12 protein-coding genes are annotated in these 17,316 nt (G+C 51.0%); 6 read left to right on the forward strand and 6 right to left on the reverse strand.

Features of this window, described 5'->3' with window-relative positions; all coding sequences use genetic code 11:
• From AR688_RS13915 to AR688_RS13930, 4 genes are all read right to left on the reverse strand, one after another.
• The gene (locus AR688_RS13915; protein WP_068235063.1) at nt 1–1,056 is read right to left on the reverse strand and encodes a succinylglutamate desuccinylase/aspartoacylase family protein; all 1,056 of its coding nucleotides are present in this window, start codon (nt 1,054–1,056) and stop codon (nt 1–3) included.
• Nucleotides 1,056–1,973: a 30S ribosomal protein S6--L-glutamate ligase gene (gene rimK / locus AR688_RS13920; RefSeq protein WP_068235066.1), complete on the reverse strand. Its 918-nt coding sequence runs from the start codon at nt 1,971–1,973 to the stop codon at nt 1,056–1,058. Before rimK ends, AR688_RS13915 begins: the two co-directional genes overlap by 1 nt.
• A 134-nt stretch (nt 1,974–2,107) precedes the next feature.
• Nucleotides 2,108–3,457, reverse strand: a complete 1,350-nt coding sequence (mgtE, locus tag AR688_RS13925) for a magnesium transporter (protein ID WP_068235069.1) — start codon at nt 3,455–3,457, stop codon at nt 2,108–2,110.
• Nucleotides 3,458–3,483: 26 nt separating this feature from the next.
• Nucleotides 3,484–4,446 (reverse strand): magnesium transporter CorA family protein, encoded by a 963-nt coding sequence (locus tag AR688_RS13930; RefSeq protein WP_068235071.1) that lies wholly within the window; start codon nt 4,444–4,446, stop codon nt 3,484–3,486.
• A 190-nt stretch (nt 4,447–4,636) separates the two neighbouring features.
• On the opposite strand from AR688_RS13930, the gene AR688_RS13940 reads away from it, so the two are divergent.
• The 3 genes from AR688_RS13940 to AR688_RS13950 all read left to right on the forward strand — a co-directional run bounded on the left by AR688_RS13940 (nt 4,637) and on the right by AR688_RS13950 (nt 10,587).
• Nucleotides 4,637–6,514, forward strand: a complete 1,878-nt coding sequence (locus AR688_RS13940) for a cytochrome c/FTR1 family iron permease (protein WP_068235075.1) — start codon at nt 4,637–4,639, stop codon at nt 6,512–6,514.
• A gap of 118 nt (nt 6,515–6,632) precedes the next feature.
• Nucleotides 6,633–8,876, forward strand: a complete 2,244-nt coding sequence (locus AR688_RS13945) for a hypothetical protein (protein ID WP_068235078.1) — start codon at nt 6,633–6,635, stop codon at nt 8,874–8,876.
• Between the two features lie 10 nt (nt 8,877–8,886).
• Nucleotides 8,887–10,587 (forward strand): toxin-antitoxin system YwqK family antitoxin, encoded by a 1,701-nt coding sequence (locus tag AR688_RS13950; protein ID WP_068235080.1) that lies wholly within the window; start codon nt 8,887–8,889, stop codon nt 10,585–10,587.
• A gap of 16 nt (nt 10,588–10,603) precedes the next feature.
• Here the strand turns inward: AR688_RS13950 and AR688_RS13955 are convergent, their stop codons facing one another.
• Both AR688_RS13955 and AR688_RS13960 read right to left on the reverse strand, forming a co-directional pair.
• Nucleotides 10,604–13,213: a chemotaxis protein CheB gene (locus AR688_RS13955; protein WP_231732079.1), complete on the reverse strand. Its 2,610-nt coding sequence runs from the start codon at nt 13,211–13,213 to the stop codon at nt 10,604–10,606.
• Entirely contained in the window at nt 13,210–13,818 is a 609-nt protein-coding gene (locus AR688_RS13960) for a PAS domain-containing protein (protein ID WP_068235082.1), read from the reverse strand. The genes AR688_RS13955 and AR688_RS13960 overlap by 4 nt, the downstream gene beginning before the upstream one ends.
• A gap of 180 nt (nt 13,819–13,998) precedes the next feature.
• Here AR688_RS13960 and AR688_RS13965 point away from each other — a divergent pair, with 180 nt between their 5' ends.
• From AR688_RS13965 to AR688_RS13980, 3 genes are read left to right on the forward strand one after another with little or no spacing between them, the layout of a single operon-like run.
• On the forward strand, nt 13,999–14,463 hold the full coding sequence (locus tag AR688_RS13965) for a VOC family protein (RefSeq protein ID WP_068235084.1): 465 nt from the start codon (nt 13,999–14,001) through the stop codon (nt 14,461–14,463).
• 37 nt (nt 14,464–14,500) lie between these two features.
• Complete coding sequence (locus tag AR688_RS19995; protein ID WP_082694784.1) at nt 14,501–16,723, forward strand: amidohydrolase family protein; 2,223 nt, start codon at nt 14,501–14,503, stop codon at nt 16,721–16,723.
• Between the two features lie 15 nt (nt 16,724–16,738).
• Nucleotides 16,739–17,290 (forward strand): YdeI/OmpD-associated family protein, encoded by a 552-nt coding sequence (locus AR688_RS13980; RefSeq protein ID WP_068235088.1) that lies wholly within the window; start codon nt 16,739–16,741, stop codon nt 17,288–17,290.
• Nucleotides 17,291–17,316 lie beyond the last annotated feature (26 nt).

A 17,316-nucleotide genomic window follows, 5' to 3' on the forward strand; every position in this document is an offset into this window, starting at 1 on the left:
TTAAACCACGCCATATTCTTCACCCAGTACCGGTGGCATGGCATTGTCTACTTCGTCATTAATGGCATCCAGAGTTTTTTCTGCTTCATCAAGTGAGCTGACTTCAGCGACATGAAACAGCGCTTCTCCTTCGTTTACCAGCGGCAGGTTGTTACGGCCAATGACAATGCCGTCAAAGCTGGCCGGCACCGCCACTTCAAAATCCGAGTAGGGTGAATAGATATGCGCCAGCACATCGCCGGTTTTTACTGTTTGGCCCAGGCCCACATAGTAGCGTGCTATGCCGTCGTGCTCGGCCCGCACCCAACTGCTTTTTTTAGAAAATAACGATTTGGTGGTCGGCTTTTTCCGCATCGCCCTGAGCATACCCAAATCGGTCATCACATTTAAAATACCGCGCACGCCGACATTGATCGATTGCTCGTCAAAGCGCAGCGCTTCACCGGCTTCATAGAGCAAAAGCGGAATGCCTAAATTATTGGCCGTGCCACGCATAGTGCCGTCACGGCTGGCAGCTTTAATAATAATGGGCGCGTTAAACACTTCAGCCATGCGCAGCGCCACTTTGTCTTTGGCGCTGGCGCGCACCTGTGGCAGGTTAGAACGGTGAATAGCGCCGGTGTGCAGGTCAATGGCATGAGTGCAGTTTTTTAATATTTTATCGGTAAACTGAAATGCCATCCGGCTGCCGAGTGAGCCTTTCTCGCTACCTGGAAAGCTGCGGTTTAAATCGCGCCGATCGGGTAAATAGCGTGACTGCTGCACAAAGCCATAGGTGTTTACTATCGGCACTATAATAAGCGTACCTTTAAGCTGATTCAGTCGCGGCAGTTTTAGCAAGCGGCGGCATATTTCCACGCCGTTAATTTCATCACCGTGCAGTGCCGCGGTTACCAGTAATACCGGGCCGTCTTTGCGGCCGTGGATCACATGAGCACCAATGTTTAGCTCGGTGTGGGTATACAGCTTGCCAAAGGGGATATCCACTACAGCGCGGCTGCCCGGTGGAATATTACTGTTACCCAGTATAAAAGGTGCTCTTGTGCCGTTTTGCATTAGCCGGTTCCTTTGGTGTTAAGTTTGCGCCTGGTTTTATGGCTGGCCACTTTTTGCTCCAAAAAAGCAATACTGATATCAGCAATATCTTTGCTGGTAGCCGCTTCAATACCTTCAAGCCCCGGCGAGCTGTTTACTTCCATCACTACCGGACCATGGTTAGAGCGCAGTAAATCTACGCCGGCGACATTTAAACCCATGGTTTTCGCTGCCCGAATGGCTGTGCTGCGCTCTTCTTTGCTTAGCCGTATGGCCGAGGCTGTGCCGCCGCGGTGCAGGTTTGAGCGAAACTCACCGGCTTTAGCCTGGCGTTTCATTGCGGCGACTACTTTATTACCGACAACAAAGCAGCGAATATCGGCGCCATTGGCTTCGCGGATATATTCCTGCACCAGTATATTGGCATTTAAGCCCATAAAAGCTTCTATTACGCTCTCTGCCGCGGTGCGGGTTTCAGCCAGCACCACGCCAATGCCCTGAGTACCTTCAAGCAGTTTGATCACTAAAGGTGCGCCACCTACCATTTCGATAAGGTCGGGAATATCGCCCGGTTTATCGGCAAAACCGGTAACCGGCAGGCCGATACCCTGACGCGCTAATAACTGCAGGCTACGCAGTTTGTCGCGGGCGCGGCTGATGGCAACAGATTCATTTAAACTGTATACACCCATCATTTCAAACTGGCGCAGTACGGCCGTGCCGTAAAACGTAATAGAGGCACCAATACGCGGGATCACGGCGTCAAAGTCTTCCAACACCTGGCCTTTATGGTGAATAGAAGAGTTGGTGCGGTTAACGTTCATATAGCAGGTAAGCGGATCGATTACCTGCACCTGATGGCCACGGTTTGTTGCTGCTTCTACCAGACGTTTGGTGGAATACAGTTCAGCATTGCGCGATAAAATCGCAATTTTCATGCGCTCTCCAATAAGAGGTAAGATCAGTCGCTATTGTAAAAGTGTCTGCGCCTTCAGGCAGCAACAATACTGCTGTTTGGGCAAAATAATTCTGTTGCTTTTCTGCTTTAGTGCAGCGCTCCTACTCAGCCTGTCTAGGAGAGCAAAAACAGTGAGCCTAAACCGAGAAAGGCGAAAAAGCCGATCACATCAGTTACCGTGGTCAGTATTACTGAGCCTGACAAGGCCGGATCGATATCCAGTTTTTCCAGCCAGATAGGGATTAGCACACCGGAAATAGCCGCAATAACGATATTGATCACTATCGCCATACCGATAATGCCGCCGATAATCCAGTCACCAAACCACAAATAAGTAATAGCGGCTATCACCAGTGCCCACAGTACACCGTTAATGGCGCCGACCCCCAGCTCTTTACGCAGCAATGTCATATAGGTTTTCGGCGTAATTTGTTCCAGTGCCAGGCCGCGGATAATCAGTGTCAGTGTCTGGCTGCCGGCAATACCGCCCATGCTGGCTACTATCGGCATTAAAACCGCCAATGCTACCACCTGCTGTAAGGTGGCCTCAAACAGGCCTATGGTCCAGGCTGCTAAAAACGCGGTTAGCAGGTTTATACCCAGCCAGAGCGCGCGGCGCTTGGCGCTGTCAAAAATGGGCGCGAATAAGTCTTCTTCTTCGTCTAAACCGGCGGTGTGCATAAACTGGCTTTCCAGGCTGCGGCGCACGTTTTCCAACGCTTCACCGATAGATAAGCGGCCAAGCAATTTGCCTTCGTCGTCAATAACCGCCAGCGCAGTATAGCCAGAGCGTGAAACAATATCTGAGCCCTGATCCAGCTCCATTTCGCCTTCCACTATCGGCGCTTCGTTATCAATAACGGTTTCAATCGGTAAGTGGCTGCCAAGGCCGAGTAACTGAGTGGCATGTACCAGGCCGGCGTAGCGGCCGGTGCGGTCTACCACAAACAGTGCGTCGTGGTATTCGGCGTCTTCTGCCAACTGGCGAAACAGCCTGATAGCATCGCGTACTTTGGCATTTTTATTGATGATCAGCATATCGTGATCAGCATAACGGCCACACTGATCTTCATCATAGGCCAGTGCAGTATCCAGCCAGCGGCGCTGGCTTTCATCAAGGCGTGAGCAGGCGTAGTCGTAAATCCGCTGCGGCAGCTCATCAAGCAGCTCAATCAGATCATCAACTTCCATGCCCTCAACCAGGCTGCGTAGCTGCGCTTCATCTAACTGTTTAAAAATATTGTCGCGGGCGTCTACCCGCATATAGGTCAGTGCTGCTATCTGATCATCCGGGTGCAGGCTCAGCCAGGTGCTTACCCGCTGCTCTACCGGCATGGCTTCCAGCGCAATAGCAATTTCTTCCGGTTCCAGCTGGCTTAGCTTTCCGGTCAGTTGTTCCGCTTCATCTTCGTTAAAGCTGTCGCGTACTATTTCTTCAATATCCAGCGGTTGGTTTTCAGCCATTTACAACTCCCTAGCCTGTGGTGGTGTTACCACCAGCCGCGTATTTTAAACCATGTCAGCCCTGCGACGCCGCCTATTGCCATAGCAATCAGCACAATAAAATAGCCATCCATCATTTGCAGCTCCGGCATATTGATAAAGTTCATGCCGTATATGCCAGCAATAAATGTCAGAGGGATGAAAATAGTGCTGACAATGGTTAATACTTTCATCCGTTCGTTAATCTGGTGCGAGGTGGTAGATAAATAACCTTCCACCAGATCGCTGAGCTGATCGTAGTACATATCCGTCATACTGTGCAGCCGCTCAAATTTTTCGTAAAAGTCGCGAATATCCGCGCTGTTAAAATGACGCAGCAACGGGTTTTGTTCTTCATACATAGCGTCGGAAAAAATGTCTTTCTGATAGGCCAGGTTACGATTAATTTTGCGCAGCACCGAGCGGTACCGCATTATGCGCGCCATATGCTCATCATTGCCACGGTGCAGCATAACATCTTCCAAGTCGCTCTGTTCATCTTCAAAGTTAATCAGTTTTTCCAGATAACTGGCCGACACGGCTAACGTGAGCTGCTTTACCCAATCGGCAATAGTGGCGTTGGTGCCGCTGCTAAGTTGTGGTTCAAGTTGCTTTAGCAACTGCGGATTGTGGCAGTGGATACGGCTTATTAATACTTGCTTTGAATACAATAAGTTAACCTGAGCACTGCCGCTGTATTCGCTAAAGTCAGTATCGGCATAACCACGCATAATCAGTAAGGTAAAGTCGGTTTGCGCTTCCAGTTTAGGCGGATGACGCTCCCGGCTGAAATCTTCGGCCAGGGTGGGGCCTATGGCAAAGCGCTGCATAATTTGCAGCTGTTCTTCCTGGCTGGCGTTGTTCAGGTTTATCCATAATCGGGCTTCAGCCGGTAAATTTGTCGGTAGCTGGGCTAAGGTGCATTCACGCCAGTTGTTGGTTTCAGGTTCAAAATAGCTAAGTAAAATCATACTGTTTCTCCGGCGGTAGCGCTTTTGTTACAGCATACTCATAAAAGCCTGTTGCGGGCAAATGAACTAAGGCGGGTAAAGCTAATCGGTAGAGGGCGTGTTTCTTACGGTGGTTGGCAGTGGTGGGCGTCATAGCAGCAAATAAAGCGAGTATAATACGAATCATTCCCTTTAAGCTTTTGGTTGTACCATGAAAAAACTGCTGTTGTTGTGTTTATTACTTGTTACCTTGCCTGGCCAGGCGTCTGACAAGCTGATCCAATTAATTGAATATATTGGCGCCGATTACAAAGAGGCTGTACAGCAAGGGCAGGTAGTAAACGCCGCCGAGTTTGCTGAAATGCAGGAATTTGCCAGCCTGATCCCGGCCCAGTTACCGCCGGAGCAACATGAGTTACAACAACAGGCCGTTTTGCTGCAACAGCTGGTGGCTGCACATGCCGATGAAGCTGACATTCAGCAATTAACCGCTGCTATGCGTAAAGCGGTTATTGCTACCATGCCCGCCATTGCACTGCCACAGCAAGCGCCGGACCGCGCTCGTGGCCAGGCACTGTATCAGCAAAACTGTGCGGCTTGTCACGGTGATAGCGGCCACGGCGATGGCCCGGCAGGTACAGCACTGGACCCGGCGCCAACTGATTTTCATGACACTGAGCGTTATAACGCCCGCAGTTTATTCGGCCTGTTTAACACTATTAGCCTGGGCGTGGCCGATACCGGTATGGTGGCTTTTTCGCATCTGGATGAGCAAAGCCGCTGGGATCTGGCATTTTATGTAGGTGCTCTTGCCAGCAAGGCTCAAATAGGTGCCAGCGAAGCCAAACCGGCTAAAGCCGTGCCGTCGGTACTTGTCAGCAAAACTGCAATTGGGCACTTGTTAACCGCTACCCCGCACGATGTTGCACAGCAATACACAGAGCATGGTGGCGCGTTAATGGCATTATTTCGCCAGCATCCAGAGCAGTTTTTTAATGCTGCCGAAGCATCGCCGTTGCAGATAGCCCACGACAAGCTGGATTTACTACCAGCACTTTTACAACAGCAGCACTATACACAGGCTTACGATCTGGCTGTATCGGCATATCTCGATGGTTTTGAACTGGCAGAAAACAATCTGGCCGCGGTAGACAGCACGCTAAAAGACCAGATTGAACAGCGTATGCTGCAGCTACGCCAGTTAATTAAACAGCAGGCTGCAACTACGGTACTACAGGCGGAGATCAGCGAAATACAGCAGCAATTGCAACAAGCACAGCAGGCACTGGATGAAACCGAATTAGCGCCGGTTAATGTATTTTTACTGGCTCTGCTTATTTTGCTGCGCGAAGGGCTGGAGGCCTTGCTGGTTGTAGCGGCCATATACAGCGTGGCAGTAAAAACACAACAGCCACGGTTAAAGCGCTCAGTACATGTTGGTTGGGTGGCGGCGCTGGCGTTGGGGGCTGTAACCTGGGTGGTAGCCAGTTTTGTTATCACTATATCCGGCGCTTCGCGTGAGCTTACCGAAGGTTATACCGCGTTAACTGCTGCAGCTATTCTGTTTTATATGGGGTTTTGGATGCACAGCAAAACATCTGCAGCGCAGTGGCAGCAGTTTATTGGCCAGCAGGTAAATAAAGCGCTTAAATCCGGTGCTTACTTTGGCCTTGGGCTGGTGGTGTTTTTAGCGGTTTACCGCGAAGTATTTGAAACAATTTTGTTTTATCAGTCCTTGTGGCTACAGGGCGGGGCGGTGCACCAATCCAGTTTTATCGCCGGTATTGTAGCGGCGTTAGTGGCGCTGTCAGTATTGGGTGTCGCCATGTTTAAATTTGCGCTGAAGCTGCCATTAAAAACCTTCTTTGGCAGTACCGCCGTGCTGATGATCGTGCTTGCTGTGGTGATGGTGGGCAAAGGTGTTGTTGCCTTACAGGAGGCCGGCACTATGCCAATAAGCCCGCTTCAACTGCCCACGGTAAGCTGGTTGGGTATTTACCCTACTGTGCAGGGCCTGGCGGCGCAGTTGCTGTTGCTGGTAGCGGCTGTTGCACTGTTTGTATACCAGCAGCGCAAGCACAAAATATAGCCATAACGTTACCCAAGCGTACACGGCGCAGTAATTAACCGGATAAAGCATTTTATTTACAGTGCTTTAACGGTTAAACTGCGCCGTTTTGTCGTTTGAGTAAAGTAATAGGAATGCCATGAAGTACCTCGCCAGCGCCTTCGCTTGCTGTGTTTTATCAGCCTGCTCTTTTGTTGATACTGATGTTGAATTTAAACCTGAACGCGGCGAAGAGCGCAGCTATCAGGTATACAGCACGGCAAAAATAACGCTGGATACCGGCCGGCGTACTGAAACACTTAATACAACTTCGCACCAACTGCTACGTTATAAAGTTATCGATACCGGCCCAGAAAGCAGGTTTGAAGTGCTTGTGGATTATATGCAAATACGCGACGGCCAGGGCGGCGGTGTCAGTAGTGTCGAGCCGGCTGAGCGCAACCCTGAAATGCACGCCATTTTTTCGCAAGGGTTTGAGTTTACAGCTAATTTAAACAGTGGCAGCGTAACCGACTTTAGCGCACTGAATAAGCCGGTGTGGCAGGCGTTGCTGGCTGAGCGCGGTGCAGAGCTGGAGCAGGAAATGAAAAAGCTGTTTGGCTCAGCGGCTTTTATCAGCAAAATACCGGCAAGCGTCGGGGCCACCGTGCAGCTGCCGGCCTATCAGGGCCAGGCCGATGCTAGCCTGACTGTGCTGCAGGTAACCGACACGCATTTGTTGGCCAAAGTAGAAAGTGAGCAGGAAGATGGCAAATTTTATGGCCAGATGCTGCTGGAGCGTGAGCGTGGCTGGTTAGTGCAGTTAGCTCTGATAGTAGAGGCCCCGTTTGAACGCTATGGTTACAACGGCACGGTGCGCAGCAACGTGGTGATGTTTGAACAACAGCGTCAGCTGGGTGATATAACCCGACGTTTTGAATTTGAACATGACTTTTCTGCCTTTGAGTATGAAGCCCAACCGGTGCTGGTGGTGGATGAAGCCAATACCACCTTGACGCAGCAAGAAGTATTTCCGTTTGATACCGGTTACTTCTTTCAAAACGATCACCTGCTTAATGTCGTGTATCAGCATGACTTTTCGGGTGTCTTGCCGGAAGGTGAATTTAGCTTAACCGATATAACGGCACACAATGCCAGGGGCGAAGTCGTGCCGTTGGAACTTAGTGCGGTGCACACTTATAGCTACGCGGATCAGGATGGTTTTTATAAATCCGGCCGTCAGAACCTGCTGGTTGGCTGGAATGCACCGGATAAGCTGCTGGAGCAGGTAACGGAGTTTAGCTCCACCGCACATTATACGGCTGCCAAACTGGTGCCACTTAGCCTGACACCGGATCCTGGCCAAACAGTAACGGCGCAATATGAAGATTTACAGCTGGAATTAACACCGCTGGCGGACCAGCCATTGAGTTATCAGCTGAAGATCCGCAATAGTAAGAAGCACTGGCTGCACCGGCGATACGACGGCGCCGAAGGCGCTATGGTGCAGTATTTACAGCCGCAAAGCGAAGCGCCGGACTGGCTAAACGGGCAAGAGAAAAATATGCTGGCACTGGCATCGTCGCTGCGCTATGAGCACATTGTGCAGTTTACCTTTCAGCAATTGCCACCCAGCCTGACTTTCTATGTTAATGCTGTATCTGCCGACGCTGGCTTTACTAAAAAGCTAAAGTTTATTCCGGTTGCACAATATGAGGCTGATCTAACCTATCCGCCGTCGCAGGAATATCCGCTGTATAACGAAGATATGTTTGACGGCTTCTATGATGAATTTAATGCGTCTGCCCCCGCAGAGGCCGATCCCGCCTTGCTTGAGCCACAAAGGGTAAACAAATATGGTTTAAGCCTGCAGCTTAGTGCAGAGCAAGCTGCTGTTTGTACGTTAAATATCAGCGATGCGCCTGATGTTAATGGCCATAAACTGCAGTGGACTCAGATAAAAACCAGTAATAACCTCAGTGGCGCGCCCGATAAACATGCGCGCTATCAGCTTAGTAGCGCCGATGGCATCCGCCGCAACTTTTATGGCATCAAAGTAAGCAGCAGTTTAACCTGCGCCGGCACGCCACAGTGGCAAACACTAGCCTATCAGCCAGAGCAAAGCTGGCTTATTGATATCAGCCAACTGCCCGATGTTGATACCAGTCAAAGCGTGGCAGATTTTGTGCAGCGTTACCGCTTTTTAAATGCACAAGGCCTGCCGCTGGCGCCACTGGCCACTGACAACAGTAATGGTGATTTTTACCAGCGTCCGTTGCAGCAGGTGTTACACAACGAACGCTGGTTTGCTGTACATGGCCGCACTGTGAGCATTAAGCATCTGACAACCAGCGGTGAGCCGGTTAATAAACAGTGGCATACACAGTTCCCGGCTTTACCTTAAGGAGCGCAACATGAAAGCCTTATTAATATTAAGCGCGCTGTTGCTATCGTTTAACGTAGCGGCACAGCGCATTTTGTTAGACCAACAATGGCAGCCCAGCGATGAGCCGGGCGAAGTAATGTATTACATTAACCAGGCGCCGCAGCAGCAAAACGGTGTCTGGCCCTTACAGTTATTTTATCTTTCGACAGATAAGCCGTTTTTTACTGGTAGCCTGAACGGGCCGGATTTAGCCGGGCATTATCCGGTTGGCGATTTTGAGTTTTTCTACGACAACGGCCAGCTGTCACGCACAGGTAGCAGTAACGCCAATGGCAGTTATCACGGCACCCACCGGCATTATTGGGAAGATGGCACGCTAAAAGGCGAATATCAGTATCAAAACGGCCAGCTTAACGGTGAGCAAAAAACCTACCATCAAAATGGCCAGCTGCACCGCCATGAGCAGCGTGTTAATGGCGAGCAATCTGGTCTGGTGCAAAGTTTTCATGCTAACGGCCAGTTGGCATCACGCGCAACCTATGGTGCCAATGGCATGGAGGGCTTGTATGAAACCTTTTATGACAATGGCAAGCCGGAACAACGCGTTAATACGGTGGCAGGTGAGAACCAGGGCGAGCGGCTGTATTGGGCTAAAGAAGGCTGGCTGGTTTATCAGCAACATTACCTCGATGGCAAGTTGCATGGTGAAGAGCGTTACTACCAGGCAGAAGGCGTATTAGGTTCAGTAAAAAATTACCAATATGGCATTCTGGTGGGGCTGCAGCAACAGTTCAGCGGGCCGGGGTTATTAGCGCAACAGCAAAGCTACGACGCCGACGGCCGTGAAATACAGCGTATCGACTATCACAAAAACGGTAATGTCAGTACGCAAACCGATACACAGTATCTGGCAGAGGGCTCTGTCAGCATTGAACAACGTTTTACTGCCGATGCAAAGCTAAGTTACAAATATCAGCGTAATACTGCAAAAAACTGGAGTTTACGGGAAAGCTTTAATACCGACGGTGAACTGACCGCGCGTGAAGAAATGCTCAATGATCAGTATCAGGGGCTGTACATAGCTAAGGCCTGGAATGGCGATATAAAACGGCTCAGCTATGTTAACGGTAAAATGCATGGCGATTATCGTGAAGGCTCTGAAGACAGCAACAGTTTTGTGCGCGGCCAATATCAGCATGGCGTTAAAGTAGGGCAGTGGCTAAACAAAACCCGTGATATAACGCTGACTGAGCACTTTAACCAGCAAGGGCAGCTCGCCGGCGAACAAAAAGAAGTGACAGCCGATGGCACAGTAATGCGGCTAGAATTTTATAAAAACGACAAATTACACGGCGATTATTTACGCCGGAATTTTGATGGCCAGATACAAGCCAAGGGTCGGTATGTAAACGGCCAGCGCGAAGGTGCCTGGCAGCTTCAAGATGAAAACAGCTACAGCGAACTTAAGTTATGGCATGGCAGCTATAAAGCCGGGCACGAAGTGGGTAAGTGGCAGGCATTTTCTGCCAATGGCCACTTGCTGGGGCTGATGCAGTATGATGAGCAAGGCAGAATACAAGGCAAAGTATATAGCTTTAATGAAGATGGCAGCCTGTTTCAGAGTGACGAGTATGTTGATCACCAGCTTCACGGCCAGTCGGTGCTTTACGCAAGTGGTGAGCCCTTTTCGGTGCACGTGTTTGAACAGGGCAAGCTCATCAGCGATTAAAAGCGCTAAGGCAATATTACTCCCTCAGAGCTGTATTCTGGCTTACAGATTGCTCACGCAGTGCCGCTTCAAGCTTTTTGGTGGCACTGATATCGACCAATGTAATAACCACGCCGTCTATGACATTATCCAGCCGCCGGTACGGCATAATGCGTACCGAAAACCAGCGCCCGTCGGTGGTGGGAATTTGTTTTTCACAGAATTTCAGCGTGCGCAGGGTATCGAGCGCATCGTCGTGTAACGATGGATACTGCAGGCTGCTGGTTAAGTCGCTGAGCGGCCGGCCTAAATCGCTTTCACGCAGATTGATAATATTTGCCGCCCGATCGGTATAGCGGCGTACATTGAGTTGTTGATCTAAAAATAAAATAGCAATTTCGACACTGTTAAGCGTATTTTGCAGATCGCTTTGCGCCAATGCCAGATCATCCAGTTTGGTTTGCAATTCAGTATTAATGGTTTGCAGCTCTTCATTCATCGACTGCATTTCTTCTTTCGATGTGGTCAGCTCTTCATTGGTTGACTGCAGCTCTTCATTGGTCGATTGCAATTCTTCATTGGTTGACTGCAGCTCTTCTTTTGAGGTGCGGGTTTCTTCACGTAAAGCCTGAATTTCATCAAGATACTGTTGCTGCACTGCTGCCAGGGAAAAATCGATGCCGCTGGGCGTATCTTTAGCACCGGTAGCGCTAACATCGCGAAACACGATCATTGTCATACCTTGTAGTGGCGCCGGTTCCCGCAGTGCCTGCACTGTTACATCCACCAGCATGGCATTGTCGCCGGTTGACAGCGGCAAACGGTGTAATTGCAATGGCGTACCTTTGGTTTCTGCAGGCTGCAATGCCGCCTGCTGCAGTGCGGCCGCCAGCGGTGAGCGCAGCCCTTCACGTACCATGGCATGGAAATTCCAGTTGGCTTTGCCGGCTGCCGGCTCCAGATATTTACCGGTACGCCCGCTGATGTAGACAATGTCACCGCTATTGTTCAGCACCACCGCCGCAGGGGCGTAAACTTGCAGCAGCACCTGATCTGCAGCACTTTGCAGGTTGTCAGCCTGGGGTGAAGGTGTTTTGTTAATAGCCACCGGATGCTCCTTGGCGAGGGTTGATAAGGGTGGAAACGAATGTACCGGCAGGTTACGGCTGGTATTGAGCGAAGGCACCTGGCGCTGATAAAAGCGTAATTTTGCCTGCAACGGCACAAATAAATCCTGGTAGCGGCCAATGGTTTCTGAGCTGCCAAGCAGCAAAATGCCGTTACGACGCAGGCTGTAATGCAACAGCGGCATTAACTTGTGCTGCAACTTAGCATCAAAATAGATCAGCAGGTTGCGGCAAATAATAACATCCTGCCGGGTGAATGGCGGATCAAGTATTACGTCATGCTGGGCAAATAATACCATGTCGCGGATATGCTGTTTAATTTGGTAGTAGCTGTCGTGGCGGGTAAAAAATTGCTCTAACCGCGTGGCACAAACATGGTCGCTGATAGCCAATGGATATTGGCCGCGACGGGCTGTGGCAATCGCATCCGGGCTAATATCAGAGGCGAAAATTTTCAGGCTAAAATGCTGTAGCTCTGGTTGGTGCTGCAGCAACTGGCAAAATACTATTGCCAGTGAATAAGCCTCTTCGCCGGTAGAGCAGCCAACACACCAAGCACGTAGCGCTGTGTCGCCGCTTTGTTGCTGCAGTAGCGCTGGCAGCACGCTGTCGGCCAGACAGTCCCAAACGGCTGTATCGCGAAAAAAATGTGTTACGCCAATCAACAACTCTTTAAACAGTAAGTCATTTTCCTGCGGGTTGTCGGCCAGGTAATCAGCATATTGCTGTGTTGAGTCAAGCGTATGGATAGCCATGCGCCGCTCAATGCGCCGGTGCAGCGTGCTGGTTTTATATAACGAGAAATCATGCCGGGTATGGCTTTGCAGCCGGGTAATGATCTGTTGCAGGGAGCTGTCTGCTGGTTCCAGCTTTGCCGGCTCTGTTGCTAACGGCATGGGCTCCGGTGGTTTGTGTGCCACTGTTGCCAGTATTTTGGCAGGTAAATCAGCAGCTTTAGCAATAATATTGACGCAGCCGCTGGCAATAGCGGACTGCGGCATCGAATTAAACTGTGCCGAGTCAGGTTGCTGCACGGCAATCAGGCCGCCCGCTGTTTTAATAGCCTGAGCCCCCAGAGTACCGTCGCTACCCATGCCGGATAAAATGACGCCGACAGCCGCTGTTCCCAGGTTGTCGGCAAGCGACTGAAACAAGATATTGACCGGCAGGCGTCTGCCGCGCGGCTCTTTTGGTTTAACCAGGTTTAATGCGCCATTATGCAGCCTAAGCTCAGTGTTAGGGGGGATCACATATACCTGATTAGCGCTGATGGGCATGCCTTGTGTCACCTGTTGCACTTTCATGCTGGTGGCGCGCTGCAGTAACTCCGCTAACATGGCTTTTTGCGTCGGGTCCAGATGTTGCACTATTATCCATGCAAGGCCGGTATCTGTCGGCGTGTGCGACAAAAATTGCTCCAGTGCCTGCAAGCCACCGGCGGAAGCGCCAATACCAACGATGGTTTTTGCTGTAGTACCGGCTACGGCTTTTGCTGGGCTGGCTGTGTTGGTAGCGTTCACGTTAGCATGATCAATATGGCTTTATGATCAGGGCTGAGGTTTATCGCCAGGCGTAAACTGCAGGTTTCTACCGTGTTGGCGGTAGTAGTGACAATCAGCGTAGCGCTTTGCTGGTTACGCTGTACCCGGGCCAGAGCGGCGCTAAGCATAGGCTGGCATGTGGCGCTAAACAGTGACAGCAGTGGGCGGCCGCAAAGCTGCTGGGGTTGCTGCCCGGGTTGATAGTCTGCTGCATCAGCAAATAAGCGGATTGCTGCGGCATTGCAGTCGGTAATTATACCGTCAAGGCTGAGAATAAAGCAGCCCACCGGGGCCATAGCAAAGAACTGCCGGTAGCAGGCAAGCTCATGGCTGTATTCGCCTTCATTGTGCTGCAGTTGCTCTAACTGTAAATCCAGCTCTACCTGGTGAATTTGCAATTCATGCAGTAATTTCAGCCCGTCAGCGGCAGTATTGCCGACACTACTAAGCCGGTACAACACGCCCAGCGCATCGGCACTTGCGGTAAAAGCAGTGCTTAACTGCGCCGTGCCTGTTCTGAGTTGTTGTTCAGCTTGCTGGCGCAGCAGAGTGGTGAGTTGCGGCGGAACTATCGGATCAGACATGCAAACCTGCGCTAAGGCTAAAACGTTTTGTAGTATAGGCTGAATAGCCCGCGCCAGACACTGAAATTGCCAACACAGGCATTGTTTTCTGCTCTGATATGCCTAATACGGCAAGCCGCTGAACGCCAGCTATACTAAAACCGCTTTTAATTTCAGCTTAACTACAGAAAGGAGAGGGTTATGTCTAAGATTCAGGCTATTCCGGCAGGTTATGCAGCAGTACTGCCATATCTGGTCATTAAAAACGCAGCAGCGGCACTGGATTTTTATCAGAACGCCTTTGGTGCAGAAACAATAATGCGTATGGATATGCCCGGCGGCGCGGTTATGCACGCCGAAATGCGTATTGGCGCTGCGGTATTTATGCTAAGTGAGCAAAGCGATGACTGGGGCAATAAAAGCCCGGATATGCTTGGCGACAGCCCGGTAACACTAATGGTGTATGTGCCGGATGTTGATGCTTTTGTCGCACGCGCAACAACGGCAGGCGCAACGCTTACCATGGCGGTGGCGGATCAGTTCTGGGGGGATCGCAGTGGTTGCCTGCAAGACCCTTTTGGCCATCGCTGGATGGTATCTACTCATATTGAAGATGTACCTGAAGAGGAAATGGCAAAACGTGCAGCACAGATGTTTCGCCAGTGATACAGTAAGGTATAAAACTTTCGGCAGTGGGGCACAGATGAAAAAGCAGTTTGGTATATTCGTATCATTAGTGGTGTTAACAGTATTGCTGCTGGCGGCTTGCGTTAGCAGCGACAGTACTTCAGCACAAGCAACCACGGCTGCGCAACTGTTGCGGCTGGATTATCAAAGCAGCATCGACAGTACAAAACGGCAGTATTTTGTTTATTTACCGGCCGGCTACCAGCAAAACAGTGACAAAAAATGGCCGGTAATGCTGTTTTTACACGGCAATGGCGAGCGCGGTAATGGCCTGGACGAGCTGGATTATACTTTAGTTCATGGCCCTTTGTATGAAGCCTGGGTGCAAAAGCGTGATCTGCCGTTTATTATCGTTGTGCCGCAATTGCAGATGTTTGCTATGGGTAAGCTGCCTTATATCGCTAACCGCTCGGCTGCTGATATTCCCAAACGCTTAACTGATGGCGTGCCACCACGCCCTGACATGTTCCCCTCCACCAGACCCATTGCACCGGCTGAGCCAGTGAGCGATATGAGCACAGTACCACCGCTGTTGCCTGACGGCTGGGAGCGGGCAGAGCAAGATGTGCTGGCAATGCTGCAAAATGTGCAGGCGAATTACAATACCGATGCCAGCAGGTTATATTTAACCGGCATCAGTTATGGCGGCTTTGGCAGCTGGTTTATGGCCAGTAAGCACCCGCAGTTATTCGCTGCTGTAGCACCAGTTGTTGGCTGGGGCCATCCGGATTTAATGGCGCCAATTGCCAAGGCTAAAACACCGCTGTGGGTATTTGCTGCCGGGCGTGATTCGGCCATTAATAAAAACTACTTTTACCCCGGCATTGAAACCCTGCGCCAGCTTGGCCACAGCAATGTGCGTTTTAGCATGTTAGAGCAAGCTGAACACGACGCCTGGCGCCAGGTTTATGCCGGTGAGGACTTGTATAGCTGGCTGCTGGCGCAGCAAAAGCAGTCGGCCGATTCCGCTGTTACGGTGTTTGATCAGGTGCATGTACTGCCGATGGACTCCGACCAGGTACTACGCAATCAGCGCGTACTGGTGCAAGGCGATCGTATAGTTGCTGTTGCGCCGGCAGCAGAACTGGCAATACCACAAGGCGCAACGGTAATTGACGGCGCGGGCCGTTACCTGATGCCGGGCCTGGCAGAAATGCATGGCCATGTGCCGCCGCTGGCAGATTTTAGCGGCATACCGGCGCGTTATTTAGATGATGTATTAACGCTGTATCTGGCCGGTGGCGTTACCACAGTGCGTGGTATGCTGGGGCATGATAAGCAATTGCTTTTAAAAGACGATATCGCCAGTGGTAAGCGCCTCGGGCCAACGCTGTATCTGGCCGGGCCCAGCTTTAATCAGCATACAGTAACATCACCAGAACAAGCGCGTGAGCGGGTGCGCCAGCACAAGCAACAGGGTTGGGATTTACTGAAGATTCATCCGGGTTTAAGCCTGGAACACTATCAGGCCATAGCCGATGAGGCGAAACAGCAAGGCATCGACTTTGCCGGCCATGTGCCCGAAGACGTAGGCATTGAGCAGGCTATTCTGCTTGGTAGCCGTACCATTGATCATCTGGATGGTTATATGGCAGCACTGGGCGGTTTTGATAAAGAGCTAACGGCTGCCGATATGGCACCGCTGATAGCGCTGACGAAAACCAACAATGTAGCCGTAGTGCCTACTCAGGCGCTATGGCAAACCATTATCGGCGCCTCTGACCCGGCGCAGCTGCAAAACTATGATGAACTGAAATATATGCCGGCGCGGGTAATCTCCGGCTGGCAGCGTTATGTGCAACAACCTGGTGGCGCTTACTACAGTGGCGACACTGCTGCGTTGCATGCACAAAACCGCCAACGCTTACTGCGGGCGTTAAATGACGCTGATGTCACTATCTTAATGGGCACCGATGCGCCGCAGTTATATAGTGTACCCGGCCTGTCACTGCGCCGTGAAATACCCCAAATGGCGGCAGCGGGCATCAGTAACTACGACATTTTACGCAGCGGCACCGTGCTGGTAGGCGAGTATTTTGCCGATAAAGACCGCTTTGGTCAGGTAAAAACCGGCCAGCGTGCCGATTTACTGCTGGTTGACGGTAACCCTTTGGATGACTTATCGGTGCTATATCAGCCCGCTGGCGTCATGGTGCGCGGCCAATGGCTAAGCCGGGCAGAGCTTGATAGCAAATTGGCCGATATCGCCGCAGCGCGGCTGACAGAAAATCAACAATAAGGCCACGGACTTATCATGATTTTAAACGACACCTACTCTGAGTTTGCTGCAACCGTGCTTAGTCCGGCGCAGCCGGGAGATGCTCTGTTGCAGGCTTTTGTGGTGCTGCCTAAAGAAGCCAGTGAAAAACTGCCCAGAAGGGGTAGAACTACGGTAACAGGTCATATCAACGGCGTGGCATTTCAGGCCACATTAGAGCCGGATGGCCAGCTAAGCCACTGGTTAGCGTTAAATGATAAGTTGCTCGACGCCGCCGGTGCCGATTTTGGCAGTGTTGCCAGCTTTGATATTAAAGCGGTAGAGCAAGAGCCTGAACCTGAAGTGCCAACCGATTTACAGCAGGCACTGGTCGCATCAGCTGAAGCCCGTGCTGTCTGGCATGACACCACCACTATTGCCCGGCTGGATTGGATCCACTGGATAACCTCAGCCAAACAGGCGAAAACCCGTGCCAAGCGGATCAGTGATGCCTGTAACATGCTGGCAGAGGGCAAACGGCGGGTGTGTTGTTTCGACCCATCCGGTTTTTACAGCAAAGCCTTCAGTGCGCCCAAAGCCGCGGATTAACCTTTAGATGGCTGCGAAGTGAAATA

Source organism: Rheinheimera sp. EpRS3, from assembly GCF_001513785.1.
GTDB lineage: Bacteria > Pseudomonadota > Gammaproteobacteria > Enterobacterales > Alteromonadaceae > Alishewanella.

Bases quoted from the DNA above. Each gene is read 5' to 3' on its own strand.
- AR688_RS13915 (WP_068235063.1), bottom strand. From the start codon at position 1,056: ATGCAAAACGGCACAAGAGCACCTTTTATACTGGGTAACAGTAATATT.
- AR688_RS13940 (WP_068235075.1), top strand. From the start codon at position 4,637: ATGAAAAAACTGCTGTTGTTGTGTTTATTACTTGTTACCTTGCCTGGC.
- AR688_RS13960 (WP_068235082.1), bottom strand. From the start codon at position 13,818: ATGTCTGATCCGATAGTTCCGCCGCAACTCACCACTCTGCTGCGCCAG.
- AR688_RS13965 (WP_068235084.1), top strand. From the start codon at position 13,999: ATGTCTAAGATTCAGGCTATTCCGGCAGGTTATGCAGCAGTACTGCCA.
- AR688_RS19995 (WP_082694784.1), top strand. From the start codon at position 14,501: ATGAAAAAGCAGTTTGGTATATTCGTATCATTAGTGGTGTTAACAGTA.
- AR688_RS13980 (WP_068235088.1), top strand. From the start codon at position 16,739: ATGATTTTAAACGACACCTACTCTGAGTTTGCTGCAACCGTGCTTAGT.
- mgtE (WP_068235069.1), bottom strand. From the start codon at position 3,457: ATGGCTGAAAACCAACCGCTGGATATTGAAGAAATAGTACGCGACAGC.
- AR688_RS13945 (WP_068235078.1), top strand. From the start codon at position 6,633: ATGAAGTACCTCGCCAGCGCCTTCGCTTGCTGTGTTTTATCAGCCTGC.
- AR688_RS13930 (WP_068235071.1), bottom strand. From the start codon at position 4,446: ATGATTTTACTTAGCTATTTTGAACCTGAAACCAACAACTGGCGTGAA.
- rimK (WP_068235066.1), bottom strand. From the start codon at position 1,973: ATGAAAATTGCGATTTTATCGCGCAATGCTGAACTGTATTCCACCAAA.
- AR688_RS13950 (WP_068235080.1), top strand. From the start codon at position 8,887: ATGAAAGCCTTATTAATATTAAGCGCGCTGTTGCTATCGTTTAACGTA.